The following is a 26380-nucleotide window of genomic DNA, read 5'->3' as shown; positions in this document are numbered from 1 at the left end:
CGCCGTCAGTTGTATCGCACCTTATCCAGCGTGTCCCGGTGGACGGTCACCGCGGCCTTCGCCGCCAGCGCCGCTGTCTTTTTCTCGAACTTCTCTTCCACAAGCCGCTTATCGAGGACGGCCCGCACCTCTTCCAGGGGCTTGCGCGTCCCGTCTTCCTCGAACAAAAAGGCATCCGTCCCCTGGTACGCGGCCTGCCGTTCCTCGTCGGTCACCTTCAGCTCGCCCGCGGCCAGTTTGTCCGCCAGGGCCAGCAGCCCCTTGTCCAGGCGGAGGGTGTAATACTGCTCCTCCGTGTAGCTTTCGGGCCCATAAAGCGCTTCTCCCCGCTCCAGGGCCTGCCGCCGCCTCTGGTTCTCCCGCCGCCAGTCCTCGAGGAACGCCTCATACCCTGCGTCCTCCAGCACCCCGGCCTCCAGCATCATCTGCTGCTGCACCTTGACGACGGTCAAGCGATCGAGGGTGCGCTTCTCCAGCGCTTGGGCCGGGGTTTCACCGTCCCATTCGCGCTGCCAGAAGCCCTCGTCCGCCTGCGCGCCGTACCGGGCGGTAAAATCGGCCAGCACGCCGCCCCGTTCCTGGCCGGCCACCAGCAGGTATTCCCGCACATCCACGTCCAGGCCGTTTATCCGCGCCGCCGTCTGAACACCGGGGCGGGCGGCGAGGAACAGCCCCGCCCCCACCGCCGCGAGACACACGGCAAGCGCCCCCAGGCCGCCCCACACGCGGGCCTTGTTACTTAAGCGCTTTCGCATAGTCGTCCAGCTTGGCCTGCCAGACCGGCTTATATTCCTGTACCTTGGCCGCCACGTCGGCGCCGCCCATGATGTCGTACATCAGATTGTCCGGGTCGGTGATGCCGTCCAAATCCGGGACGGCCTCCACCTTACCCTGCAGCTCTTCATACAGCTTCGCCTGCTCCTCGGTGAAATAGCTGCGCAGGTATTCGCCCCGCTTGAGGTAGTCCTGCCGGCAGAACAGGTAGATGTAGGCCGCGCCGCCGGTGGGGTTCTTGGCCCCCTCCCCGATGCCGTAGAAGCCCACGGTGCCGGGGGTGGAATCCTTGTCGCCCGAGGGGCCCACCGGGAAGGGCACGATATCCCAGTCAAAGTTGAATTCCGCGTTGGCGGTCTTGTTGCCGAAGCGCTCCATCATCATGGGCAGATTGCCCGCCTGGAAATCGCTGAAGGACCAGCCCTGCCAGGAGGTGAAGGCCTTGGCCGTATAGGACAGATCCCGGAAATAGGTCAGCGCCTCGGACATTTTCGGGTCGTCCAGGTTGAGCACGGTCTTGCCGTCCTCGCCCGTCTTGACGTAATAGGTGCCGTTGGCCGTCAGGAAATTGGCCGGATCCCAGGAGGAGAAGGCGTAGTTCCGCTTGCCGTTGTCCCCGTCGGAGGACATGGCCTTGCACAGGGTCATGAAGGTGTCGAAGTTCCAATTGCCCTTTTTATAGGTCTCCAGCGGATCCTCCAGCCCGTTGTTCTCGATGGCCGTCTTGTTATACAGGATGACCTGGGGATAGGTGGTGGAGGTGATGCCGTACAGCTTGCCGCCGAACCGGCGGGTCTCGATTTGCTTCTTCGTGTTCTGGAAAATCGGATCCTCCAGGTCGAAATACTGGTCGATCGGCTGCACTAGCTTCTTGTCCACCAGGCTCTTGCCGGAGATCACCAGATCGTAGGAGTTGCCGCTGGCCAGTTCGGTGGCAATTTTGTTATCGTTGTCCTTCCAGTTGGAGAGCACCGTGTATTCCACCGTCACGCCGTACGCGTCCTTGAGGATTTTCCGGATTTCCTCATGCTCCGCTTCCCAGCCGGCGTAGCCCAGAATCTTGATGACGTCCCCATCCAGCTTTTCCGGCAAGCTGACGCTGTTGATGGGAAGCTTGCCGCTGCCGCCGCCCGACTGGCCGCCCTTGTCCCCGCAGCCCGCCGTCATCGTCAGCAGCAGCGCCGCCGCCGCGGCGCCCATGAGCCATCTTTTTCCCTGCATAGTCGATTCCTCCTGTATCTTAATAGGTTTGCCCCTTGTCAGTTCCCCCGGAACCGCCCAGGCGTCTTGCCCGTGTATTTCCGGAAGACGCGGATGAAGGTGTTGACATTTTCATAGCCGCACCGTTCCGCGATTTCATAAACGCTGTCCTGGGTGTCCAGCAGCATGGCCTTGGCCTTTTCCACCCGGAAGCTGTGGATTCGATCCAGCAGGCCGTAGCCGGTTTTCTGCTTATACTGGCTGGAAACCAGCCGCATGGGCATGTTCAGTTCCTCCGCGATCATCCCCACGCTCAAGGACATGTCGGCATAGTTCTTTTCTAAGATGCTTTCCACCTTGGCGATGAAATAGTCCTGCTCCTCCACCCGGCTGCTGGTCACGCAGTCGTCCAGCTTTTTGAGGAACAGGGTGAAAAACACGTGGAGCTGTTCGCTGGTGTTGCACAGGCGCAGCTCCTCCATGTCCCGCCGCTCGCTCTGCGCGTCGTACACCTCGGCCTGGCGGTTCTGCCGCAGCGTGTTCACCATGGCCAGGAACGCCTCTTTGCACTTGTCCTGCACCTCGTCGAAGGTGTTGACCGGATTGCTCAGCAGCAGCTTCTCGAAATCGGCCACCGCCGCCGCCACGTTGCGGTAGTTCCAAGGCTGGCAGTTCTCAATGATCAGCTGCTCCTTCTCAATGAGCCGCTTGTAATAGTTGCCCGCCGCCTCCGGGTTGCGGATCTTCTTCTCCACCTCGTCGTAGGCCACCAACGGCAGGGAGCGCACCCGGGCGTATTCCTGGGCCCGGATGGCCTCCTCGTACAGGGCGCCGATGTCTCCCCGGTTTTCCGACACGCCGGAAACGCCGGCCACGAAGATGAGCTCCAGCTCCTCCTCACATACCCCGCGCAGCACCTCCAGCTCCTCGAGGATGGTCTGCAGCCCCGTCTTGTCTCCCCGTTCCCGGAAATTGATGAGGCAGGCGATTTTCTTGCCGGCGAACCGGGAATAGCAGACGTAGTGCTCGCTGAGCACATTGTCCACCACCAGCTTGATGAGTGCCTTTTCCTCCGAGGCGTTGATGGATTTATCCTTGCGGAACACGCTCTGGTTGTCGATGCTGATGACGCAGACCGCGAACAGCCCGTGGAGGAAGCGGAAGCTCTCGTCCGGCTCCTCCCCGCCCGCCAGCACCCGCGCCAGCTTGTTGTCAAAATCTATGGATCGAAAATGGTCTAGCCGGTCAGATAGAATTTCTCTCTCCGCCACCAGCTTGACGACCAGTTTATCCAGCCCTTCCGTTTCGGTGTCGTCCATATTGACGATCCCCTTTTCGGAAAGCAACTGGAAAGCGTTGCTGATGGTGCGGGACTGCCTGCGGACATACCGGAAGAAGAACCAGCCCCCCGCCGCCAGAATCAGCAGCGCCCCCACCGTCACCGGCAGCCAGACGCGCGCCGCCGTCCCCACATAGGATTCGTCCGGCGTCAGAATGGCGTAGGCCAACTCCGTGCGGGGGCTTTTCATGGAATAGCACCGCAGTTTCCCGCGTCCAGCCTCCCCCTCCACCAGCTGGGCCGTGCTTTCCCTTAAGCCGCTGAACCGCAGAGCGCCGGCCGCCGCCACCTCGTTGGTGTTGTACAGCACCCCGGTGCCGTCCAGCCAGTACAGATCGTACCGGGACGGCAGCATGAAAGCGCCGTTGCGGATATTCACCGTGTTCCTGTCCAGCAGGAACAGCACCATCCCCACCCGTGTCGCGCTCTCATCCATCACCGGTCGCACAAAGGTCAGGGTGGAATTGTCCGGATTCTTCCCCGGCGCCAGGCTGAGGAACCGGAACCGCCCGGTGAAATCCGCCGGGTTGAGCAGCACCGTCTGCCCCTCCTCCGTCAGCATGGAGGTGATGCCCGCCAGGTTTTCCCGTCCATTCGCCGTCACACAGATGTTCTGGTCGGGGGACAGGAGATACACGTTGTTGATAAGCGTGCTGGATTCCATCTTCTCCCGGAGGAGTTCGACGACCAGGCTCTCCTTGCCCTTTTCGCCGGTACTGAAAGCCACCAGGTTTTTCTGGCTGACAATGTCCTCCGACAGGCCGAGCAGCTCGTCGATAAGCATCTCGCCCGCGTTCTCCACCTGCTGGAGGGCATCCCAAGCCTGCCTGTCGTCCCGCTGCCGGATTTCCGTCTCCATCCGCCTGGTGCCCAGGCGCACGCACAGCAGGAACACCAGCAGGCAGCCCGCCAGCAGGAGCAGCAGCTTCCGGAATACACGGACATTCCGGCGTATTTTCACGCGCCGCTTTCTCATAGTCCTCCGCACACCGCCCCTCGTCGTTTTCGCCCCGGCGCCTGTGGCCGCCGGCTGCCGCTTTCGACCAAATCCGAGAGGATTCCGCTACGCTCCCGGATTTTCGCCGCGATTTCCACCATTATAGCATAAAGCGCCGGGTTTGACAGCCGCGGTGGTGCTGGAAGATTTTCCAATCACCCCACGATGCCGCTGCGCTCCACGCTTTCCGTGAACTTCTTCTGGGCGAAAAAGTACACCACCATGGGCGGCAGGATAGCCAGCAGGCACCCGGCCTGCATGCGCAGCATGGTCAGCTCCAGATCCTTGCCGGAAACGAACTTCCACATGCCCTCCCGCAGATGGGACAGGGCCACCGTGACCGTCTTGGTCTGATCCATCAGCATGGAGGAGATGTAATAGTCGTTCCAGTACCAGACCATGGACAGCAGGATGCCGGTCAGATAGATGGCGGCCGCGTTGGGTACCATGACCCGCAGGAAGGTTTTCAGCGGCCCGCAGCCGTCGATGAGCGCCGCTTCCTCCAGCTCCTTGGGCATGCCCCGGAAGGACTGGCGGAAGATGTAGATGAACAGCCCCGAGCGGATCCCCATGCCGAACAGGGCGGGCAGATACATGACGAAGGGGGTGTTGATAAGCTTTACCTGCCCCTCCATGCCGAAGATGGTACGCGTCAGTTCCGCGATGCCCAGCACGTCGAAGTTGGAGAACTTTAAGAACATGGGGATCATGGTGGTCTGGGGCGGCACGATGATGGTGAACAGCACCAGGCCGAACAGCAGGCTGCGCCCCCGGAATTTGTACCGGGCGAAGCCGTAGCCCACCACCGAGGTGACCGCCACCTGGAGCAGGGCCGCCACCATGTTGATCCCCGCCGTGTTGGCCAGCGCCTTGGGATACTCCATCACGTCGAAGGCCTGCTTGATGTTGTTCAGGGAGAAATGCTTGGGGATCCACACGATGGAGGGATCGAGGATGTCCGCGTCGCTGCGGAAGGTGGTGCTGAGCATATACAGGATGGGATAGAGGATGACATAGCCGATGCCGATGAACAAAAACAGCCGAAAAATCGCCCACAGCCATGTTTTTCCCTTGTTCAGCCGGGCCTTGGTCAGGATGTCGGAGGAAACCTTCGCGGTTAGCCGATCCGTCAGTTGCATGGGATTTCCTCCTTTACTCCACACTGTAGAAAATCTTCTTGGACACCAGCCCGAGGATGGCCCCCAGCACGGCCATAATGGCCGCGAAATAAATCCAGGTCATGGCCGCCGCGTAGGAATAGTGCAGCTGGCTGGTCTCGCTGAGAATATACTGCATCAGCCCGTTGGAATAGCTGGTGAAGCTGTCGATGATGGTGAAGATGACGTTGACCAGGATAATGGGGCTGATCATGGGCACCGTGATTTTCCAGAAGGATTCCCACGCCGTGGCCCCCTCCACGCTGGCCGCCTCATACAGGCTGCCCGGGATGGACTGAAGCCCCGACAGGAACAGGAGAATCTGGATGCCCGACATCCACGTCATGTCGAAAATCCGGTCGATGACCGAGGTCATGAAGGACAGCAGCTCCTCCGGCACCCCGATTTGAAACAGGACGCTGGATATGTCCACCGAGGACACCATGTATACCGAGGTGGTGTCCGATATGCTGTGCACCGCGCCGTCCCCCTTGATCACCGACAGCAGCACCGTGGAGGAGAGCATCAGCGGCAGGAAGAACAGGGTGCGGGCCGCCCCCCGCCCTTTGAACTTCTGGTTGAGAATCACGGCCACGAACAGGCTGAACACCAGAATGATGGGCACCTGATACACCAGATCGCCGAACGCGGCGGACAGCTTGGGCAGAAATGCGTCGTCCTCCAGCAGGGCCTGCTTGAAAAACTGCACGCCCACGAAGGGCCGATCCAAGCCGCCAGCCCGCACCGATACGTTCTGGAAGGCGTAGAGCAGGGAGTTGACGATGGGCGACAGGAAGAAGATCAGGAACCCGATGATCCACGGCAGAATGAACAGGTAGCCCGTGCGTTCGTTCCGCTTTTCCAGCGTGGACAGCTTTCTCATGCCGCTCCCTCCCCTCTCTGAAACACGGCGAAGTCCTCCGGCCCCACGGTGCCCAGCTCCCCGGCGTAGGCCTCCTTGCCGTAGTTGACCACCACCGTAACGCCGTCCGCGTAGTCCACCCGCGCCACGCCGTCGGCGGGCTGGGTGTGGTTGACGATGGCGCGGCCCTTTACCTGAGCGTACAGGCCGCTCAGCCGGGCGTAGTACCCGGCCGCCTCCTCCTGCCAGTCGCGGTAGTTGGAGTTGTAAATGCCCTGCAGGTAGGTGTCCTCCACCCGGTCGAAGTTCTGGCTGTTGAACACGTACTGCAGCGACGCCCCCGTCTCCGCCGCGTAGAGAAACTGGGTGTGCGCGTCGGCGCTCAGGTTGACCGCCGGCACCGAATAGCTCTTATACCCGTGCAGCACCAGCTGGTAGAAGGGCACCCGCCGGCTCTCGATGTCGAACCGGCTATGCTCCGCCGGCGCCCCTGCCACGTAATCCACGTAAGGGAGCAGGAAGGCGTTGACGTCGTCGGCCATCACCGGCCCCGCCTGCGCGGCCTTCCGGAACGCCTCGACATACGAGGCCTGGATGCCCAGCCGGTCGTGCCCGCCCTTGCGGAAGTCGGAATACAGCTCGCTGCCCGCCGTGCCCAGCCCCAGCCCCGCGTAGGCATAGTCGGTCTTTTTCAGCACCTTGTCCAGCACCTCCCCGTATTTCAGGGGAGAGAGCAGGTACCAGGGGGCCAGCCGCTCGTTATAGAAGCCGCTGATAAAGCTGTAGGAATACTGCAGCGCTGGGGCCGCGGTGACGGTGCGGGCCACGCTCGAGGACTTGGAGAACCCGTTGCCGGTCTTGTAGAAATCCACCAGGTTCACCCCGGCGAACACCCGGTCCCCGTTAGCCTGCGCCGTGTCGAACAGGGCGGCGAACTCTTTCTTGGAACCCAGCTTGCTTTCCAGCCGGCCGCCCGTCGGCAGCTTGCCCATGTAGCCCCCGTCCTGCCAGCCGCGGTAATCCACCGTCAGCCCCTTCAGCCCCGCCTGCCGCAGCTCTCCGAGCATGGCGGTCATCTGGGAATAGGTGGTCAGCGGCACGACGATGTCGGCGGGGATCCAGAACACGCTCCCCCGTCTCTCCAGCGCGCCGTAGCTGGTGATGTAGAAGGGCAGGTCGTCCCCGAACTCGCTGCGGGTCATTCCCTGCTCCTCGGCAAGCAGCCGCTGGTAGCGGGAGGCCATGTCGAAATAGGTGCCCGCCCCCTCCAGCGGATAATACCGCAGGGACAGCGCGTCGGTCTCGGCCGGGCGGCTGGCGTAGGCCAGCACCTCCCGGGCGTTGCGGTCGCTGCTGTTCAGGGTCATCCGATCCGCCGGGCGGTACAGGAAGGAGAAATACCCCATGTTCCGCTTTTCCTTGAGATTGGACAGCTGGGCGTTGGCGGTGGCCAGCCCGGCCCCCTTGTCCGCCACCACCAGCAGGCCGCCCTCCTGCCGATGGATGCCGAGCACCGGCAGCCGCGCCGTCTCGGAGGCGTAGGTGTCCCGGATTTTGGTGGTCACCCGATCCCGGCCGTAAATCGGCTGGGCATAGGCGCTGGGCGCCCGGGACGCGTCCGCGAAGTCGATGAGGGCGCCGGAGCCGTCCGGCACCAGGAGATAGCCCTCGTTCCCCGCCGCGCCGCTGCCGAAGAAGGGCAGCACCGCAATGGTCGAGAGGGTGTACTCTCCTTCCTCTTTCACCCCGTCCATCGGCACGGATACCTCCAGGTAATCCGCCCGCAGCGTGTACCGCAGAGGCACGGTGATCCCCTGCTGGGGGAAGCGGTAGGTAAACTGCACCCCGTCGGCCGTTTTCTGGCAGGTCATCCCGCCCTTGTTGAGCGAACCGACGGTGCTGATAAGCTCGTTTTGCACGAACTGCTTGTCATAGAAGGTGATTTTCATCTGGGCGGAGGCCAGCACCTTTTCCTGCCCCGTGGGCTTCTCCCCCAAATATTCCGGCGGGTTGGTGTACCAGAAAACCCCTTTCGCCTTGTGATACAGCGCCGCGTTCCCCGTCGCCGAGTCGGCGTAGAGGATGAGCGCCGCGTTCTCCGCCACCGGTGTTAGTCCCTTGGTGGCCAGCTCCTCCACCGCCTGCGCGGAGGGGGGAGCGGGCTGGGCCGCGGCCGGCAGGGCCGGCACGGCGCTGAGCGTCAGGCCGCAGACCGTCAGCAGGGCCAGCACCAGCAAACCGATTCGTTTCATTTGTGCAAGCCCCCTCTCAGCGGAACCGGAAGTTCAGTTCGTTAAATATGGTCAGAATGAAGGACACCACGTTTTGCCCCAGGGTGAACATCAGCACCAGCAAGAACAAAATCAGCGCGATGCCCACCACGGTGAACGCCATGGTCAGCACGTTCTTGGACAGGCTGAACTGGTGCATGGTCATCATCCCGATGAACAGCAGCACCGCCACCCACACGGTGATGAGCGTCATGGCCGCCTGATAGAACATGGCCTCGTTGTTGGTCAGGAAGTGGCTTAACACCGTCATGGGGATGGAAAACAGCACATAGGGCAGCAGGGAATAGCAGGTGGCCACCCAGATTTCGGAAAACCGCCCCTTGCCGTCGAGCAGAGTGCAGAGCATCCAGTTGGCCACGCACCAGACGATGACCAGCCCCACCGTGCCCGCCAGGATACCGAAGATGTTGACGTCCTCCAGGTTCTTGTCCTTGAACAGGTACCCGGTGCCCACCTGGCTGACGACCGAACAGACGTAGAACAGCGCCAGCAGAAGGGTGGCGTATTTCACCGAACCCTTTTTGTTGAACTTCATTTCCTCGAAGGCGGTCACCGGATGGACGAGCAGATAGAAGAGATACCGGGCCTTGGACATCTGCGCGTAATTCATGCGCCCTTCCTCCTCTCTCGGATCCGGCGAAGCAGCCGCGGGAATACCCGGAACTTTTTACACAGCCAACCCGCGACTATCAGCAGCGCGAGTCCCAGCGCGATGGCGTAGAAGTTGGCCCGGATTCCCGCCTTGCGGATATCCCCGTAGGCGCTGGAATACCCGTCGGTGTCGTTGCACTTTTCGAAATACTCGACGGCCTTCTCGCTCTCCCCCACCTGGTACAGGGCCTTGCCGATGCCCCGGTTGGCCAGGACGGACAGGCTGTTGTACTTGAGGATCTCGTACCAGTAGGGCAGGGAATCCTGATACCGCCCGTCGGTGTAGATGTCGATAGCCGTGTGCAGCGTCTCGCCGTAGGGGGTCAGCTCAAATACGGTAATGGCATTGCGCTGGGCGTCCAGCACGAACACGTTGTTTCCCACGCCGCAGAGGCCCACCGGCTCGGTGAACGCCCCCTCCAGGGAGCCGCTGCATCCAAAGACGGTCAGCAGGTCGCATTCCTGGTTGTACTGGAAAATCCGGCTGCGGCTCCGGTCGAGGACGGTGATGTACTTGCCGTCGATAACGTCGATGGCCGTCAGCGCCGTCTCATAGGTCTCGCCCTGGAGCTGGAAGGTGCCAGTATCCCCGAAAAACAGCTTGTCGTTGGAGCTGGAGCGCAGGATGTTCTGCCCCAGGGGGTTAAGCTTGCGCACCCGCTCGCTGGGACTGGAGGCCGCCTCGGTGGTCAGATAGACAAAATCCTCGCTGTCGATTTGGATGGAGGAATACTGCACCGGCACATACCGCCGCATCCGGCTTTTCTGCGCGCTGGTCATGAAGTTCTTCCAGAAGAAATCGGCCAGCAGAGACAGGCTGACCTCCACCTTATTGCTGCCGTAGAAGCCGGCGAATTCCCCGTCCGGGCTGAAAATCACCGCCCCCTGGTATACCCCCTCGACCAGCACGTACACCGTACCCGCCGAGGTGACCACCAGGTCCCGGGGCTTGAATTCCGTGTTCGCCCCGAACAGGTCGCTGTCCGGCTTTCCCAGAATCCGCAGGACGTTCCCGTCCCCGTCCGCCACCAGCACCCGCTTGTTGCCGGTGTCGGCGATGTAGTAAATCCCGTCCGCCGTCACAAAGACGTTGCGGGGGGCGTTCAGCGTCTCGGTTTTGTCCCCGTTGCGGAAGGTGGACAGCGCCTTGGCGCTCTTCCGATCGGCCGCCAGAGCCACGATCCGGTTGTTGCCGGTATCCGCCACGTAGAGCCGCCCCGCCGCGTCCTTGAAGATGTCCTGGGGCGCGTTGAAGGCCCCCACCCCCAGCATCTGCCCGTCTATCGTCCCCACCGGGACATACGCGTCCGGCGCCGGGGTCGGGCGGCTGTATCGGTCGTAAACATAGCTGTTGTAGGGGACGCTGGCCGAGGCCGGCAGGCCGGACAGAAGCAGAACCGCGCACAGCCCCGCCGCCAGCCGTGGCAGCCATTTGTGTCGCCGCATGTGCATAGGTCCATTACTCCTTTAATCCGGATTGGGCCATGGTTTCGATGACCTGGCTCTGGGAGAAGGTGAAAATCAGGATGGGCGGGATCATCAGCAGCACCGCCGCCGCGGCCCCCACGCCCACCCGGGAGATACCGCCCTCGCTGATCTGTCGGAACATGGTGGGCAGCACCTTTAGGGACTCGTCGTAGATGAACTGGGTGCCTTCGTAGTTCCAGATGCTCTGGAAGGCGAAGATGATGCAGGTCATCCAGGCGGGCTTGACGTTGGGCATGACGATGCTCCAGTAGGTGCGGAAGGTGCCCGCGCCGTCCACCTTCACCGCCTCGATCATGCTGTCTGGCAGCACCGAGATGAACTGCTTCATCAAGAACAGCCCGAGGGACGAGCCGATGGCCGGCAGAATCAGGGCGAAATAGGTGTCGATCATGTGCAGGGTGGACATGACGAGGTACAGCGGCAGCGCCGTCACCTCGGTGGTGAACAGCAGGGAAAGCACCACCACCTGGAAGAACGTCCGGCTCCCCGGGAAGGTCGCCTTGGCCAGCGGATAGGCCGCCATGGAGGCGATGATGACATGGGCCGCCGTGGCGATAATCGACACCAGCAGGGAGTTGAATATGTACCGGGTGAAGGGCACCCAGGAGTTGGCCACCAGCTGGGTCAGCTGATAGAAGTTTTCGGTGGTGGGCCGGTTGACAAAAAACCGGGGCGGAAAGAGGAAGATCTCCTCCATCGGCTTGAAGGACTGCAAAATCGCGTAGATGAACGGCAGCAGCATAAACCCGCCCACCAGGATGAGGATCACCAGGATGAAGACGTCGCCGCCTATCTTCCGGTTGAGTTTTTTGGAAGCTATCCGTGCCATAAGCTCATTCCCTTATCATCAGTTGGTGTAACCCCGCAGCAGCCGGCGGATGACCTGGTTGGTCAGCAGCATCATCAGGAACAGCACCGTCGCGATGGCGCAGGCGTACCCCATCTCATACCGCAGGGTGCCGTAATCCAGGATGTGCGTGACGATGGTGCTCGTGGAATAGTCGGTGCTGGGAAAGCCGGTCAGCGCCATGCAGATCCGGCCCACCGAGAAGGAGGAGCTTATCTGCATGACCGCGGAAAAGAGCAGCGACGGCCCGATGGCCGGGATGGTGATCTTGACGAACTCCTGGAACCGGTTGCGGATGCCGTCGATGGCCCCCGCCTCGTACAGGCTGCGGTCCACCCCCTGCAGTCCGGCGATGAAGGCCAGGAAGCTGGTGCCCAGGGAGAGCCACAGCTGCACCACGATGACAATCCCCAAATCGTAGCGGGGATCGGTCAGCCACAGTATCGGCTCGTTGATGACGCCCAGCTGCATCAGCAGGCCGTTGGCCATGCCGTAAGCGTCGCCGCTGAAGATGAAGCTCCAGATAACGTACAGGGCCCCCGAGATGGAGGGCGCGTAAAACACCAGGGTGAACAGGTTGCGCGCCCGCACCGGCAGCTCGTTTATCAGCCAGGCGAACACCAGGCAGAGGAAGTAGCTCAGCGGCCCGGTCAGCAGGGCGAATATCAAGGTGTTCTTCATGGACAGCCAGAACACATCGTCGTCCAGGAACAGCCGCATGTAGTTGAACAGCCCCCGGAACTGGGGCGGCTCCAGCAGGTTGAAATAGGTGAAGCTCATCACAATGGCCAGCACCACCGGGATCACCGTGAACACGGTGAAAATCACGGCGTAGGGCGCGACCATCAGGTAATTGTCCCGGTTCTTCCGGATTTCCCGCCCGTACCAGCGCAAGCTCTTCTTTTTGCGGGCCTCTTTCTCCATTGTCCGTCTCCGTCCTTTCAAAGCGCGGGATAAACCACAACTCTAGGCAAGCGCTGAATGCATCAGGCCTAGCGGCTCAGCGGCGGCTTGACGGGGGAAATCCCCTATACCAGGCCAACCACTGGATTTCATCATCGCTTACCTAGTCCAGGCCGAACTCCACCCGCTTGCGCTGGATCTCGGCGTTCATTTCCTTGTTGTACTTATAAAGGATTTCCCGGGCGTTGGAATAGTAAATGGTCACGTTGCGGAACGCGTTGTACAGGTTCCGGGAAATGTAATAGCTGGCCGGCACCTGGGGGATCCCCTTGACGTTCTCCCACTGGCCCAGCAGGGTTTTCTGCTGGGCCTTGGTCCAGGGCAGCAGCTTGAGCGCCTCCAGGTTGGCCGTGTCGTACCGGGCGGAAGCGCCCAGCAGCGCCTCAATGGTGCGTCCGTAGGCCGCCTGGGTCTGCGAACTGGCAAACCACTTGACGAACGCCCAGCCGTTCTCCTTGTCGCACTTGTTGAAGATGACCGCGCTGGTGCCGGTCAGCCCGGCCGCCCGGTTCAGGCTGCCGTCCTCTCTGGGCGTGCCCGGCAGCTGCCGCATCTCCCACAGGCCGCTAAGCTCCGGCGCACCGACGCATAGCTGGTTGTACAGGGTGTATCCCGCGATGCCGATCGGCATCTCGCCGGTGCGGAACCGGTTGTAAAAATCGAAATCCTGGGGCAGGCCGTACTTGGTGTAAAAATCGGTCCACTCCCGGAAGGCCTCCAAGGCCTCGGGCTTGTCGAAATTGGTGGACGACCGGCTGTCGTCGAAATAGTTGAGCCCCTTCTGCAGCAGCAGGGTGTCGAACATGGCGCTGGTGCCCGAGCCTGCGCCGGTGGCGTCGATGACTACTTTGGGAAGCCCCACGTTCATGTTCTTCTGCTGGATAACCGGAATCATCTCATACAAATCCCGCCAAGTTTCCGGGGCCTTCAGCCCCAGCTCCTCCAGGATGTCGGTGCGGCAGAACAGCATCTGGAAGCTGCCGGTCAGCGGCATACCGTAGACCCCGTTCTCATAGGAGTAGGGCACGAAGCTCTCCGGCGAGAACTCGGCCGCCGCCTCCTCAAAATCCGGGAACTGGCTGAGATTGACCACCGCATTGCGCACCGCCAGATTGACCGGCTGATCCTGGGCGATGAACAGGGCGATATCCGGCCCCCGCCCGGCGAAGGTGGCCTGAATCATGGAATCTTTGGCCAGCTTGATGTTCACCGGGATCCCGGTCTTGGCCGTGAAATTCTCATCCACCAGCTCCTTGATGATCTGCACCTGATCCCGCCCGAGGCCAATCCACACATCGAGGGCCTCGGCCGCGGCGGTAGTATCTCCGATGGAGTTGTAATCCATGACAAAGGAGCCGGCGAACTGCTTCGCCATGTAGGACAGGGTCTGGAAGAACCCGGCGTTGGCCTTCGGCACGGCCACGTCTTCCGACTGGATGCGCAGATAGTCGATTTCCAGCGGCTGATTTTTCAGGTTGAGCATCCAAGCCGACAGGCTGGAGATGTTGCTGCTGAAATTGGACAGCCGCTGGGGGATGGTGTCCACATCCTTTAGGAATCCGTCCAGCTGCACCACCAGCCGGTCGATGTTGGCCGTATCCCCGTCCCGGATGCCGGAGGAGGCCTGTATGTTCTCATAAGCGGCCTGGAGCCGGTCGCGCACCGCCGTCATCTCCTCCCGCAGCCCCGGGATTTCCTTTTCCAGGGCGTAGTCGCGGAACAGATCGGGCTGGGTGCCGGTGACCATGAGGATCCGGCGGTACAGGGTGTTGAGCTCGAGCACGCATTCCTGCAGCTCCGCCGTGATGGCCGCCGAATCGCCGGGCACCACCTCCATGCGGATGGTGTGGGTGCCCACTCCCAGATAGAAGCGGTAGGGTTTTTCATCCCCGAGCGTCTTTATGTACCAGTCGGGCGAGAACCCGAAGGGCACCTGCATCATCTCCGCGAACGGCACCTTGCCGTCGATGGTGATCCGTCGGTTGGAAGGATAGGCCCGCTGATAATTCTGCCGCGCCCTCACCGCGATGTTGTAATACCCCGCCTGCGTCACGTTGAAGGACCATTCGATCCACTGTCCCGGCGTGGACCAGTTGTAGGATCCGATGGTGTTGTACCGCATCAGCACTGGGTCGGAGGGATAGGTGTTGGCGTTGGAGCGGTCGTACATGGGGGCCAGCGCCGAGGAGGATTTCAGCGTCGCATCCTCGCCCTGCAGCTCGATGACCTCGTTTTTCAGCTCCATCCCGTTGCGGCTGTCCGATACCGCCACCGCGTAGGGCTCCGCCGTTTTGAGGTTGCGCAGCACGATTTTCTCCAGCACGAAATCCGTGCGGATGCCGGTGAGCTTCAGCGTGTTCTCGCCTTTTTTAAAGCAGAAGACATACGGCTCGTTGAGCACACCCTCCGCATCCTGGAAAAAGGCGCTTTGCCATTCCAGCACCTGGGTCTGACCCGGCCGGATTTCGTTGCCCGCTTTGTCGTACTTTTTCTCTGTGGTCTGGTTGCGCCACAGCTTGCTCAGGGACAGACTGCCCGCGCTGCGGGAGGGGGTCTGCCCGTTTATCTCCATCGACAGCTCGATGGCGTTGTTCTTGCTTTCCAGCGCGTAATAGACAAGCTCCACCGCGTACAGGCTGATGTCCGGCAGCTGGAAAGTCCAGGTCACGCTGCCGTCCGTCTCGCCCTCCTTCCACTGGAGGACGTTGTCCCGCCCCTCGAAGGTGGGCAGCACCGTCAGCCCATCCCCTTCCTTTGAAGAGAAGGCGGCTGCCGGAATCTCGGCGGCGTCCGTGCGCCGAGGCACCGACGCGTATTGCGCGATATATTGGCGGTAGGTCATGTCGGCGGTGTCCGCGTCCCGGCTCTGCGCCGCGCCTCCCCCGCCTTCGGAGGAGGAAGCGGCCGCAGCCTTCGCCGGCAGCGAAACCCCCGGTGTCCCCGTCAGCAGCAGCGCCGCCGCGAGGCCCAAAACAGCCGCCCGCTTCAAACCGGTGATCCTTTTCAATGGGAACCCCTCCTACGATCATCTAAACCCGCGGCGGGGCTTTCCGCCGCAATTTCATGATACTAGGATGGGGAAAGCGTGTATATCGTCCATTTTCCAAAATCCTCAAAAATCCGGCCGATTTTCCCACAAACCCGCCCTCCGCGGCAAATTTGACGATGCCGGAAAATGGACGATATACATTTCCCCTTATCTATTGTAGGCTTAAGGCAGAGGAACCCAACACTACATAGGGAAAGGGAGATTCCGCGCTATGAAACATCCTTTGAAGAAACTGGCCTCGGCGGTCCTGGCGACGGCCCTGCTGGCCTCCTGCATGTCCGTCGGCTTTCTGGCAAGCGCCGCGGGCAGCTACGTGTTCACTGACAAATTCGGAGATAACAAATTTCCCAAAGCGGTCAGCGTCTTCGTCCAGGGCGGCGGCGCCACGGACAAGTGCTATGGCTTTACAACCAACGCCCCCATGGTGGAATCCATGCCCGACGACCGCGAACAGGTGATGATGAAATGCATGACCGAGGTGGAAAGCTCCATCACCTACGAATTCAAAGAGGGCTTCACCTCTTTTGAATACATCGGCTACGGCGGGGGCGGCTGGGCCGGTATCTACGGCAAAAGCGGCCTGTTCAAAATCCAGTGGTCGGATACCCTGGGCGGCACCTACCGGGACTTTAAGCAGCTGGTTGTCGGCCCCAACAAGGGGAAGAGCACCGATCTCGCCGTGGGCGAAATGACCCTGGATCGGCCCGACCAGGACTCCGCCGGCCTGGCGTACTTCTATTCCAACAAGATCCCCTCTGCCGCCAAGTACCTGCGCCTGTGGTTCAAGGGGGCCGGCACTGGCGACTCGTACTATGAGCAGTGGCAAGCCGCCTTGGTGAGCCTGAACGTCAAGGCCAACGGCGCCGATCCCGACGCTGGGAAGCCGGCGCCCACCACCAAGCCCACCGAAGCCACCACCAAGCCGAACAGCACCACCGTCAAGCCGGACGGCACCACCGAGGCCAAGCCCGTGGACGCCACCACCGCGCCCTCCGAAACCGCCGCCCCCTCGGATGAGACCACCACCGCTTATACCGGCGCCACCGACGAATTCGGCAACCCCGTGCGCACCACCGCCGCCACCACCGCCGCTCCGGTGGTCATCACCTCCTCCAACGCGGCGTTCAAAATCGACGAAAGCTGGAAAACCATCACCGTTCCCGCCGGATCCACGGTCGACGACCTGGCCAAGGCTCTGACCATCGCGGCCGGCTACGAAATCAAGCTGTTCGACAACGCCAGCAATCCCATCACCTCCTCGTCCGCCGAGCTGACCAAGGATACACTGGTGCGTCTGTATAAGGACGGCAAGGTAGCTTTGACCTATACCATCAGTCCAGAGGGCGAGTCCTCCTCCGGCTTCCCCCTGTGGGCTATCTTCGCCATCATCGGCGGCGTCATCATCGTCGCCGGCGTGGTGCTCCTGATTGTCTTCCGCGACAAAATCTTCAAGAAACGCGTCTAAACGAAAAAATGGCTCTGCGGTTGACTCCGCAGGGCCATTTTTTCGGCTTAAGCGAGTCATGACCACCCGTAAAACGGGTGGCATGAAGGAGCCCTAGAAGGGCATAGGAAGGCCAGCGCCTAAAAGACGCTGGCTTTCACTATGTTCAAGCCGTAGTGGACTGACTACCCGGTGGCTTTTAGCCACCTGCACCCTTGAAAGGGTCGTTGTATTCTTTGGTAGTCAATTTGTCTTCGAGCATATCCTGCTTTTCCTGCTCTCGGATATATTTCTTGATGGTTGCCTCGTTCAGTCCAACGGTACTCACGTAATACCCGGTTGCCCAGAAGTGCCTGTTGCCGAACTTGTACTTCAGATTCCCGTGTTTTTCAAAGATCATCATTGCCGATTTCCCTTTCAAGTACCCCATAAAGCTGGAGACGCAATACTTCGGCGGGATACTCAACAGCAGATGCACATGGTCAGGCATCATATGACCTTCTAAGATCTCTACACCCTTCCATTTGCACAAGTCGCGGATGTACTGTTGTATATCCGCACGCAGCTGGTTGTAGATGATCTTCCTGCGATACTTCGGACTGAACACGATGTGATACTTGCATACCCATTTGGAATGTGCTAAACTTTCTGCCATAGAGCAACACCTTTCCTTCTCTATTTTGACGGCTTGAACACTCGTCATTATATCAGGATTGGTGTTGCTCTTGCTTAAGCTTCTAATCCCACCCGCCTAGCGGGCGGTTTTTTGTAGAACCCTGCGCTCTGCTCAGGGTTCTACATGCTTAAGCATAGTAAAAAAGCCGCCGCATGGGAATGCATTCCCATGCGGCGGCTTTGGCGCGGGCGGAATCAGTCTTCCGCCTGCTGCTTGGCGTTTTTCTGCGCCTTAATGACCTTAAGCCGGGAAAAATCCTCCCGTTCCTTCTCTTCCAGGGAATCGGTGATGAACTTCACGGTGCTGGTCAGGCGGGGGATGATGATATTCTTCAGGGCGTTGGCCCGTTTCTGGGTCTTGTTGACGGCGGTGGCCAGGCGGTACACGCTGTTTTCCACCTCCGCCAGTTCGGCGGTCAGCTTCTTCACACGGTCGAACTTGATGTACGCCTCGTCCACCAGGGAGCTGGTGGACATGAAACCATAGCGAAGGGAAACCGGCTCGGCGTCCAGCTTGACCATGGGGATTTCCACCCCCATGACGCTGCGCACCGTCAGCTCGAGGCCGTTTTCCACCGGCACCGACGCGGCGATGTCGTCGCAGACGCCGTGGGCCACGTTGGCCCGCTGCAGCGCCTGATACGCCTCCGCGTAGCAGGAGTCGATCTGGGACTGGATCACCGCGGCCCGGTCAATGAGCTGCATCATTTCCCGGACAATGATGTTCCGCTTGCGATCCAGCAGTTCAAAGCCCACCTTGGCTAAATCCAGGGATTTTTTGGTGTTGATGAGGTTGCCCTTGGTCGGAAAAACTTGATCAGCCAAGTGAAATCACCGCTTTCATACAGGAGTGAGGACGGCCGACGGGCGGCGCCGCGTCAGTGCACCTTCAAGGGCTGGGCCGTCACGGCGGCTTCGGGATGGTAGTGGGCATCCAAGGTCTTGTCGTCTACCCGATCCAGCTCTTCCCTGGGCAGGGTGGAGAGCAGCCGCCATCCCAGATCCAGGGTCTGGTCAATGGAGCGGTTTTCATCAAAGCCCTGGTTGATGTACTGCTGATCGAACATCCGGCCGAACTCCAGCAGCTTCTTGTCGCCCGGCGACAGCTCCTCCTCGCCGATGACCGAGGCCAGAGAGCGGGCTTCCTGCACCCGGGCATAGCAGGCGAACAGTTGATTGGACACCGCCGCGTGATCCTCCCGGGTGAACCCCTCGCCGATGCCGTCCTTCATCAGACGGGACAGGGAGGGCAGCACCGACACCGGCGGGTAAATCCCGCTGTTGTCCAGGCTGCGATCCAGCACGATCTGGCCTTCGGTGATATAACCGGTCAAATCGGGAACCGGATGGGTGATGTCGTCGTTGGGCATGGTGAGAATCGGGATTTGCGTCACCGACCCCTTGCTTCCCTTGATCATGCCGGCCCGCTCGTACAACGACGCGAGGTCGGAATACAGGTAACCGGGGAAGCCCTTCCGCCCGGGGATTTCACCCTTGGAGGCCGAGAATTCCCGCAGCGCCTCGGCGTAGGAGGTCATGTCGGTCATGATGACCAGAATGTGCATCCCCAAATCGAAGGCCAGGTATTCCGCGGCGGTCAGCGCGCAGCGGGGGGTGAGGATCCGTTCGATGATGGGGTCGTTGGACAAGTTTAAGAACATGGCAACCCGTCCGAGCACACCGCTTTCTTCGAAGGAACGCTTGAAGTATTCGGCCACGTCGTTCTTGACGCCCATGGCCGCGAAAACGATGGCGAAATCGGAACCCGATTCGTCGGCGATTTTCGCCTGCCGGACGATTTGGGCCGCCAACTCGTTATGCCGCATGCCGGAGCCGGAGAAAATAGGCAGCTTCTGGCCCCGGATCAGGGTCATCATGCAGTCGATGGAGGAGATGCCGGTCTCGATGAAGTTCCGGGGATACACCCGGGACACGGGGTTGATGGCGGTGCCGTTGATGTCCCGTTGCTCCACCGGAAAAATATCGCCCAGGCCGTCGATGGGGCGACCGGAGCCGTCGAAGATACGGCCCAGAAGCTCGGGCGACAGGGGCATTTCCACCGGGTGGCCCAGCAGACGGGTGCGGGTGTTGTCCAGGGCGATGCCATTGGTGCCTTCGAACACCTGGATAACCACCCGTTCCCCCTCCATCTGGACGATACGCCCGGCCCGTTCGGTGCCATTGTCCAGGCGGATGGAAACCGTTTCCTCGAAGGTGGCGTCCTTGACGCCGTCTAGGGCGATGAGGGAACCGTTGATTTCCTTGACGCCGATGTATTCGATGATCATATGGTCAGTCCCCCTCCTATCGTTTGAGCGCGGCCAGCGTGTCGTCGATTTCCTTGTAATAGCCGTCCAGCAGCTCCAAATGGTCGTTGGGGACGTCGTATTTGATGCGGCTGACCTTGTCGAATAAGCCGAGCGCGAGTATCTGCGACAGGGGCACCGATGCCGCCACGATGGCCTGCGCCGCCTTGTGCAGGTACAGGATGACCCGCATCATTTTCAGCTGCTTTTCCAGCGGGACATAGGTGTCGTCCTGATGATACGCGTTCTGCTGCAGGAAGCCGACCCGGATGACCCGGGCGGTCTCGATGACCAGCTTTTGATCGTCGGGCAGCACGTCGGAGCCGATGAGCTTGACGATTTCCATCAGCTGGTTTTCTTCCTGAAGCAGCTGGGCGATCTGGGTGCGGCAGGCGAGGAAATCCTCCCCCACGTTCTTCTTGTACCAAGCGGTCAAATCGCCCAGATACTCGCTGTAGCTGGAGGTCCAGTTGATGGCGGGATAGTGCCGGGCGTAGGCCAGGGATTTGTCCAGCGCCCAGAAGCAGCGGGTAAACCGCTTGGTGTTCTGGGTGACGGGTTCGGAGAAGTCGCTGCCCTGGGGGGACACGGCGCCGATGATGGTCACGCTGCCGGAACCGCCGCCCAAAGGCTCCACCATGCCCGCGCGCTCATAGAACTCGGACAGGCGGGAGGGCAGGTAAGCCGGAAACCCTTCTTCAGCGGGCATTTCCTCCAGGCGGCCGGAAATTTCGCGCAGGGCCTCGGCCCACCGGGAGGTGGAGTCGGCCATGATGGCCACGTGATACCCCATGTCGCGGTAATACTCGGCCAGGGTGATGCCGGTGTAGATGGACGCCTCGCGGGCGGCCACCGGCATGTTGGAGGTGTTGGCGATGAGGCAGGTGCGATCGGTCATGGGCCGGCCCGATTTCGGGTCAACCAGCTCGGAGAACTCCTCGAGCACCTGGGACATTTCGTTGCCACGTTCGCCGCAGCCGATGTAAACGATGATGTCGGCGTCGCACCATTTGGCCAGCTGATGCTGGGTCATGGTCTTGCCGGTGCCGAAGCCGCCGGGGATGGCCGCCGTGCCGCCCTTCGCCAAGGGGAACAGGGTGTCGATGACCCGCTGCCCGGTGATCAGAGGGGCGTCGGCGTACTTCCGGCTGGCCACGGGGCGGGGGGTGCGGATGGGCCACTGCTGGCAGAGGGTCAGATCGTGATCCAGGCCGTCCTCGTCGGTGATGGTGACCACCGTGTCGTTCACCTTGTAGGCCCCGCTGGGCTTCACGGCCTTGACGGTGCCGTACAGTTGGGGAGGCACCATGCATTTATGGGTGATGATGGGGGTTTCGGGGCAGGTGGCGTACACGTCGCCGGGATGCAGGGTGTCCCCCGCCTTCACCAGCACCGTGACCTCCCACAGCTTGTCGGCGTCGATGGAGGGCACCGACACGCCCCGGTTGATAAAATCGCCGGACAGCTTCTCGATGGCCTTCAGGGGCCGCTCGATACCGTCGAAGATGTTGTCGAGAATGCCGGGACCCAGCGTGGCGCACAGCGGGCCGCCCGTGGCGTACACCGGTTCCCCGACCTTCAGGCCGGTGGTGTTTTCATATACCTGGATGGTGGTCGCCTTGGCGGTGATGCCGATGACCTCGCCCACCAGCTTTTCCTCGCCCACCAGCACCATTTCCATCATGGACAGGCCGGTATTGCCCAGCACTGTGACGACGGGGCCGTTGATGCCAAAGACTGTATTCATACCAAAAGCCCCCTTATTCTACGGTCAAGCCGGAGGTCTTGGCGAACCATTCCCGTTGGATGTCCAGCTTAGTGTCCAGGGAATCGTCCGCCAGCATGCCGGTGGCGGCGTTCAGGCCGCGCAGGCCGCCCAGGTGGATGTCCGCGGAGGTCTCCACCCGGCTGCCCGCCGGGCAGAGGGCCGTCAGGTCGGGGATCAGCGCCTCGTCCCGGGGCGCCACCTCGTACACGGTGCCCTCGGCGGGCATCCGGGCCGCCATGGCGGTCAGCGAGTCCTTGAGGGACTGGCGGTATTCCGGCGTGGCGGTATAGGCGGCCAGCTGTTCCTTCACCTCGGCAAATATGGTTTCGGTCATGTCCCGGCGCTTGCCCAGCAGCTTTTTACGGGCATCCAGCTCCCGGCGGGACATTTCGCGGCTGGCGTTGTTCTTCAGCTCCATACGCTCCCGCTGGATTAGATCATAAGCGTCCGCGAGCACTTCCTGCTCGGCTTGTGTCAGCCGCTCGATTTTATAGTCTTCCACCTCTTGGTGGATTTTCTGGCGCTGTTCCTCCGCGTAATCGGTTATCGCCTGTACGAATTTACTGACTTTCTCATCGCTGTTCGCCATACGCAGCTCCCATCTCCGGCGAGTTGTCTGCGCCGCAGAGCGGCCGTATGCCGCGGGCCTTTCGCCGGAAAAGCCCGCTCCCGCAGGGTTTAGGTAAGCGCTGAATAAATCGGCCACAGCATCTTTTCGGCGGGGATTTACTCATCGCTTACCTAGATTTTGATTCCGATGGCCTCGCGGACATACCGGGTGATGGAATCCTTGGCGCGGCCGTTGCCGTGCCGGTCGGGGATTTCCACGATAAGCGGCCGGGACCGATTGAGCTTCAGATCGTCCACGAGGTCGCCGCACATCTTCACGAGATGCTCGGTCATCAGGATGACCGCCACATCGTCCATGTTCATGGCGGCGGCCAGGGCCTGGTGCACCTCGTCGGGCTCGTGTACCACCGTGCCCTCGATGCCGGCCAGACGCATGCCTACGCAGGTGTCGTTGTTGTCACTGATGACATAAAAGCGCACGGGTACTCACTCCCTTCCGCGCGGCCGGCTATTTCAGGATGAGAATCATAATGGCGATCAGCAGGCCGTACAGGCCGAAGCCTTCGCCCAGGGCGACGAAGATGATGGATTTACCGAAAGCCTTGGGATCCTCCGCCGTGGCGCCGATGGCGGCGGGGGCGCCGGAGGCAACGGCGATACCGCCGCCGATGCCGGCCAGGCCCACAGCCAGGGCGGCCGCCAGGTATTTCATGCCGTCGCCCACGCTGGTGACAGCGGTGGCAACTTCTTCGGCGGCGGCGGGATCGTTCGCGGCGGCGGAGGCCATGAAGGGCACGGCGCAGGTGGCTGCCACAATGAGAATCAGGGTCAGGAAGTGCACGCGCATGACCTTCTTGGCGGGCTTGCCCTTCTTCACCAGGATAAAGGAAATCAGCAGGGAAACAGCCAGCAGGGCCACCGGAATCATCAAATACGCCATGTTCATAACAAGTACCTCCTAAATATAATCGATGTGCGGGAAAATCTCCCCCAATTTATTTATCAGCCGATACGGAGAGGGGCTGGAAAGCGCGGCCGTCGCCGACGTAATACCGGCTGAACATTTCATAGAACTCGAGACGCATGACCTGGATGGACACCAGCAGGGCCTCCATCCCCATGACCAGGGCGTTGCCGATAATCACCGCGATGGTGAAGCCCAGCGGGCCGAACAGCTCAGCGATGGCAAACACCGCCATCATCATGCCGGCGTGAACCAGCACGAACGCGGCCACCCGCAGGAAGGACATGGTGTTGGATACATAGGACAGCAGGATTTCGAATTCCTCGAAAAAGTTCTGGATGATGAACTCGCCCCATTTTTCTGGCTTCCAGTCCTTTTCCCCTGCCATAAGCTTGCCCAGCGGCTCTCGGAAGAAAATCACCACCAGGGGCAGCACGATAAGCAGCAGCACATAGGGCAGATTCAGCACATGGACGTCGAACAGCAGCTGACAGCCGAAACCCAGCACCAGCGAGCCGTAGAACACCAGCCCCGCGATGCCGTTCGGACCAAAGACGGCGCTTTCATAATTGCGCTGCTTGAAGCCGGAATAGATGTTGAGCATCATGGCCAGCATGATGAGGGTCAGGCCGATGACCACCGCGAACAGGATGATGTTGGTGGCCATGGCGGAGTTCATGACCTCGATGGGCTTTTCCTCCAGGCCGAACAGCGCCTTGTACATGGGATCCAGCACATGCTCGAAACCGAACACCGACCCGTACACCAGGCCGAAGACGGCGGAGGAAATGCCGCAGGGCAGCAGGATGCGCCCGATGGGCATCTGCTTGAAATGCCACATGGCCCAGCCGATGACGGCCACCAGGATCCCCTGGCCTAAATCGCCGAACATGATCCCGAACAGGAGGGTGAAGGTGATGGCCACAAAGGCGGTGGGGTCGATCTCGTTATACCGGGGCAGGCCGTACATGTCCACGAAGTATTCGAAGGGCCGGAAAGTCCGGGCGTTGCGCAGGGTGACAGGGGGCGTGTGGTGGGTGTCCCCCTCCGCCGACTCAATGGAATACTCGATGGCGTCGATGGCGTCCAGCGCGGTCTGGAACTTTTTCTCCTCCCGGGCGGGGATCCAGCCGGCCAAGATAAACTTGTCGTTGTACCGGGCCGCGTACTGCCGCACGCCGAACAGGGTGGCCAGCTGCTTGTACCGGGCATGCACCTGCAGGCACAGATTCTTTTCTTTGGCCCAGTAGTCCGCGATTTCCTTTTTCACCTGGTCGAGCGCGGCGTTGGTGGCGTTCAGCTCGGTGCGCAGCTTGCCGACGATTTCCTCCGGGGTGCCCACGGCGGAGGGAATGCGCAGGCGCTCGAAGTACAGGCTCGAGAAGATCCGATCGATGTCGGAGGCCATCTCCAGCGGGGCGAAATACACGCCCCAGTAATACTCTGCGTCGCTCGCTCCCGGGAAAAACAGCACATACGGGTTCTGGCTGTAGGCGTTCAGCTTCTCAAAGCTGTCCTTGGGCAGGCGGCCGAAGCGCACCTTGATGGTTTCGCAGTGGATGATGCTGTCCAGGTCGATATTCAGCCCCCGGAAATGCTCGAACTGCTCGATATCCCGGTTCTGGGCCTCCGCCTTGGTGGTCAGCTCGCTGCGCCTCTTGGACATCTCGGCGGCCTTCGCCGTGAATTCCTCCACATAGGCGGCCATGTCGTCCATCTCCATGGTGGAGGGAGCCACGCGGCCGGACAAATCGCCCTGCACCCGGGCGATGGCCGATTCCAGGGTACTCAAGGGGACGCTATAGGGGTTCTCCTCCTTGATGGTCATGAAATCGGAGGTGTCGGAAAAGAAGGTCATGGCGTCGTCAGGCTGGAACACGCCGCTTTTTCCGCAGGCATAGACTACCTTGTCCAGGCTGGCCATCTGTCCGATCACGCTGACGAGCCTCATTTTTGCAACTGCCAATGAAATTCACACCCCCTTATTGGTCGAGGAGGACAAGCATGGGCTTGATTTCCTCCGGGGGCATTCCGTACCGGATGCCCTCAATGATGTTGATGATGTCGTCCAGCTCCACATCCATCAGGATGATATAGGAGACGAGCACCACCATCGGATGGATGGAGTAATGGATATGCCGCCGGGCATTGAAATACGGCACCCGGTGATGCAGATCGTGGATAAACCGCCGCTGGGCCTCCGGCAGGGACTTGCCCACCCGGGTGGTGTAAAAAATCCGGAGCACCTCGTCCGCCGTGGGGGCGTCGATCATCTTGTCCATGGTCTTTTCGGGAATGCAGCGCCCGGACGGCAGAAGGTTGGCGCGGATTAGGTCGGGCGCCATGCCGAAATACCGCTTCATCCGCACGATGCGGGAGACGTTCTGCACGTCGATCTGGGTGCCGCACAGGTTCTCGAGCTGCTCGTGCAAATCGCCTGACGTGTCGTCGATGATGGTCAGCAGGGTGTTGGTCAGATAGGTATGCAGCGCGTTTTCTATTTCCGTAATGCGGATATGCCCGTTCTCCGGCGGGAACTGGCTGATCATTTTCGCGTAGGGCGTCCCCCCCAAGGCGGCGACCAGCTCCGCCTGGTTTTTCGCCTTGCCCATCTTCATGAAATCCAGGCGCGTCTGGCTGGTGAAAAACAACGGCATAGAGAAGAAAAATTCGTCGCTGCGCCCCGCGTTCATCAACCGCAGGCACTGGATGATCTGGTCGATTTCCCCCCGCCGGATGATGTAGGCGGACATGTGCATCCCCACGGTGGCGTCGTACCGGCTCAGAGAGGAATAGTCGTTGAACAGCTTGCGCCGGAGTAGCATCTCCAGATGCCCCCGATGGATGGTAGTCTCGTTGATTTCGGTGAGCATCACCGCATAGGAGGTACGGTTTTTCAGATAAGAGGCCACCTCACTGACGCTGTGACAGTTCAGCAGCTCGAGATAATTCTGCGATTTCAGGCTGTTGCCGTACATGGCGCGGGCCTTCGCCAGAATAACGTTGGCGGATGGTGCCGATGCGCGCATGGCCAT

General features: G+C 60.8%; 21 protein-coding genes. 1 reads left to right on the top strand and 20 read right to left on the bottom strand.

All coding sequences use genetic code 11. The features are described from left to right. Positions 1–5: 5 nt before the first annotated feature. From ACSAMM_RS02780 to ACSAMM_RS02730, 11 genes are all read right to left on the bottom strand, one after another. Positions 6–755, bottom strand: coding sequence for a hypothetical protein (locus ACSAMM_RS02780; RefSeq protein ID WP_457789591.1), 750 nt, complete (start codon positions 753–755; stop codon positions 6–8). Then, on the bottom strand, positions 736–1995 hold the full coding sequence (locus ACSAMM_RS02775; RefSeq protein ID WP_178722922.1) for an extracellular solute-binding protein: 1260 nt from the start codon (positions 1993–1995) through the stop codon (positions 736–738). The genes ACSAMM_RS02780 and ACSAMM_RS02775 overlap by 20 nt, the downstream gene beginning before the upstream one ends. A gap of 38 nt (positions 1996–2033) precedes the next feature. Continuing rightward, positions 2034–4289, bottom strand: coding sequence for an AraC family transcriptional regulator (locus tag ACSAMM_RS02770; protein WP_457789589.1), 2256 nt, complete (start codon positions 4287–4289; stop codon positions 2034–2036). Positions 4290–4465: 176 nt separating this feature from the next. After that, positions 4466–5449, bottom strand: a complete 984-nt coding sequence (locus tag ACSAMM_RS02765) for an ABC transporter permease subunit (protein ID WP_178722925.1) — start codon at positions 5447–5449, stop codon at positions 4466–4468. Positions 5450–5462: 13 nt separating this feature from the next. Continuing rightward, positions 5463–6350, bottom strand: a complete 888-nt coding sequence (locus ACSAMM_RS02760) for an ABC transporter permease subunit (protein ID WP_178722926.1) — start codon at positions 6348–6350, stop codon at positions 5463–5465. Then, positions 6347–8581 carry a DUF5696 domain-containing protein gene (locus tag ACSAMM_RS02755; protein WP_457789587.1) on the bottom strand — a complete coding sequence of 745 codons (2235 nt, stop codon included), beginning with the start codon at positions 8579–8581 and terminating at the stop codon, positions 6347–6349. The genes ACSAMM_RS02760 and ACSAMM_RS02755 overlap by 4 nt, the downstream gene beginning before the upstream one ends. Before the next feature lie 16 nt (positions 8582–8597). Further along, positions 8598–9230 carry a Yip1 family protein gene (locus tag ACSAMM_RS02750; protein WP_457789585.1) on the bottom strand — a complete coding sequence of 211 codons (633 nt, stop codon included), beginning with the start codon at positions 9228–9230 and terminating at the stop codon, positions 8598–8600. Then, positions 9227–10723 carry an NHL repeat-containing protein gene (locus tag ACSAMM_RS02745; RefSeq protein ID WP_457789583.1) on the bottom strand — a complete coding sequence of 499 codons (1497 nt, stop codon included), beginning with the start codon at positions 10721–10723 and terminating at the stop codon, positions 9227–9229. The genes ACSAMM_RS02750 and ACSAMM_RS02745 overlap by 4 nt, the downstream gene beginning before the upstream one ends. 7 nt (positions 10724–10730) lie before the next feature. Further along, positions 10731–11588: an ABC transporter permease subunit gene (locus tag ACSAMM_RS02740; RefSeq protein ID WP_178721823.1), complete on the bottom strand. Its 858-nt coding sequence runs from the start codon at positions 11586–11588 to the stop codon at positions 10731–10733. Positions 11589–11606: 18 nt separating this feature from the next. Continuing rightward, a complete protein-coding gene (locus ACSAMM_RS02735; protein ID WP_178721821.1) occupies positions 11607–12530 on the bottom strand; it encodes an ABC transporter permease subunit in 924 nt (307 codons plus the stop codon). 142 nt (positions 12531–12672) lie between these two features. Further along, positions 12673–15576, bottom strand: a complete 2904-nt coding sequence (locus tag ACSAMM_RS02730) for an extracellular solute-binding protein (protein ID WP_457789580.1) — start codon at positions 15574–15576, stop codon at positions 12673–12675. Positions 15577–15829: 253 nt separating this feature from the next. On the opposite strand from ACSAMM_RS02730, the gene ACSAMM_RS02725 reads away from it, so the two are divergent. Continuing rightward, positions 15830–17083 (top strand): hypothetical protein, encoded by a 1254-nt coding sequence (locus ACSAMM_RS02725; RefSeq protein WP_457789578.1) that lies wholly within the window; start codon positions 15830–15832, stop codon positions 17081–17083. 178 nt (positions 17084–17261) lie between these two features. Here ACSAMM_RS02725 and tnpA read toward each other — a convergent pair whose 3' ends face one another. The 9 genes from tnpA to ACSAMM_RS02680 all read right to left on the bottom strand — a co-directional run bounded on the left by tnpA (position 17262) and on the right by ACSAMM_RS02680 (position 26374). Then, positions 17262–17717 (bottom strand): IS200/IS605 family transposase, encoded by a 456-nt coding sequence (gene tnpA, locus ACSAMM_RS02720; RefSeq protein ID WP_457789576.1) that lies wholly within the window; start codon positions 17715–17717, stop codon positions 17262–17264. A gap of 215 nt (positions 17718–17932) precedes the next feature. Continuing rightward, the gene (locus ACSAMM_RS02715) at positions 17933–18562 is read right to left on the bottom strand and encodes a V-type ATP synthase subunit D (protein WP_178726016.1); all 630 of its coding nucleotides are present in this window, start codon (positions 18560–18562) and stop codon (positions 17933–17935) included. 53 nt (positions 18563–18615) lie between these two features. After that, a complete protein-coding gene (locus ACSAMM_RS02710) occupies positions 18616–20025 on the bottom strand; it encodes a V-type ATP synthase subunit B (protein WP_178726014.1) in 1410 nt (469 codons plus the stop codon). A 16-nt stretch (positions 20026–20041) separates the two neighbouring features. Further along, a complete protein-coding gene (locus ACSAMM_RS02705) occupies positions 20042–21790 on the bottom strand; it encodes a V-type ATP synthase subunit A (protein ID WP_178726013.1) in 1749 nt (582 codons plus the stop codon). 13 nt (positions 21791–21803) lie between these two features. Further along, on the bottom strand, positions 21804–22400 hold the full coding sequence (locus ACSAMM_RS02700; RefSeq protein ID WP_178726011.1) for a V-type ATP synthase subunit E family protein: 597 nt from the start codon (positions 22398–22400) through the stop codon (positions 21804–21806). 152 nt (positions 22401–22552) lie between these two features. Further along, on the bottom strand, positions 22553–22861 hold the full coding sequence (locus ACSAMM_RS02695) for a V-type ATP synthase subunit F (protein ID WP_178726009.1): 309 nt from the start codon (positions 22859–22861) through the stop codon (positions 22553–22555). Between the two features lie 28 nt (positions 22862–22889). After that, positions 22890–23327, bottom strand: coding sequence for an ATP synthase subunit C (locus ACSAMM_RS02690; RefSeq protein WP_457789572.1), 438 nt, complete (start codon positions 23325–23327; stop codon positions 22890–22892). A gap of 49 nt (positions 23328–23376) precedes the next feature. Then, entirely contained in the window at positions 23377–25311 is a 1935-nt protein-coding gene (locus ACSAMM_RS02685; RefSeq protein ID WP_457789570.1) for a V-type ATP synthase subunit I, read from the bottom strand. 16 nt (positions 25312–25327) lie between these two features. Then, positions 25328–26374 (bottom strand): V-type ATPase subunit, encoded by a 1047-nt coding sequence (locus tag ACSAMM_RS02680; RefSeq protein ID WP_178726005.1) that lies wholly within the window; start codon positions 26372–26374, stop codon positions 25328–25330. Positions 26375–26380 lie beyond the last annotated feature (6 nt).

The organism is Anaeromassilibacillus sp. SJQ-5 (genome assembly GCF_054108045.1).
Note: the sequence above shows the minus strand (reverse complement) of the source record. Positions and strands in the feature narration are given on the sequence as shown.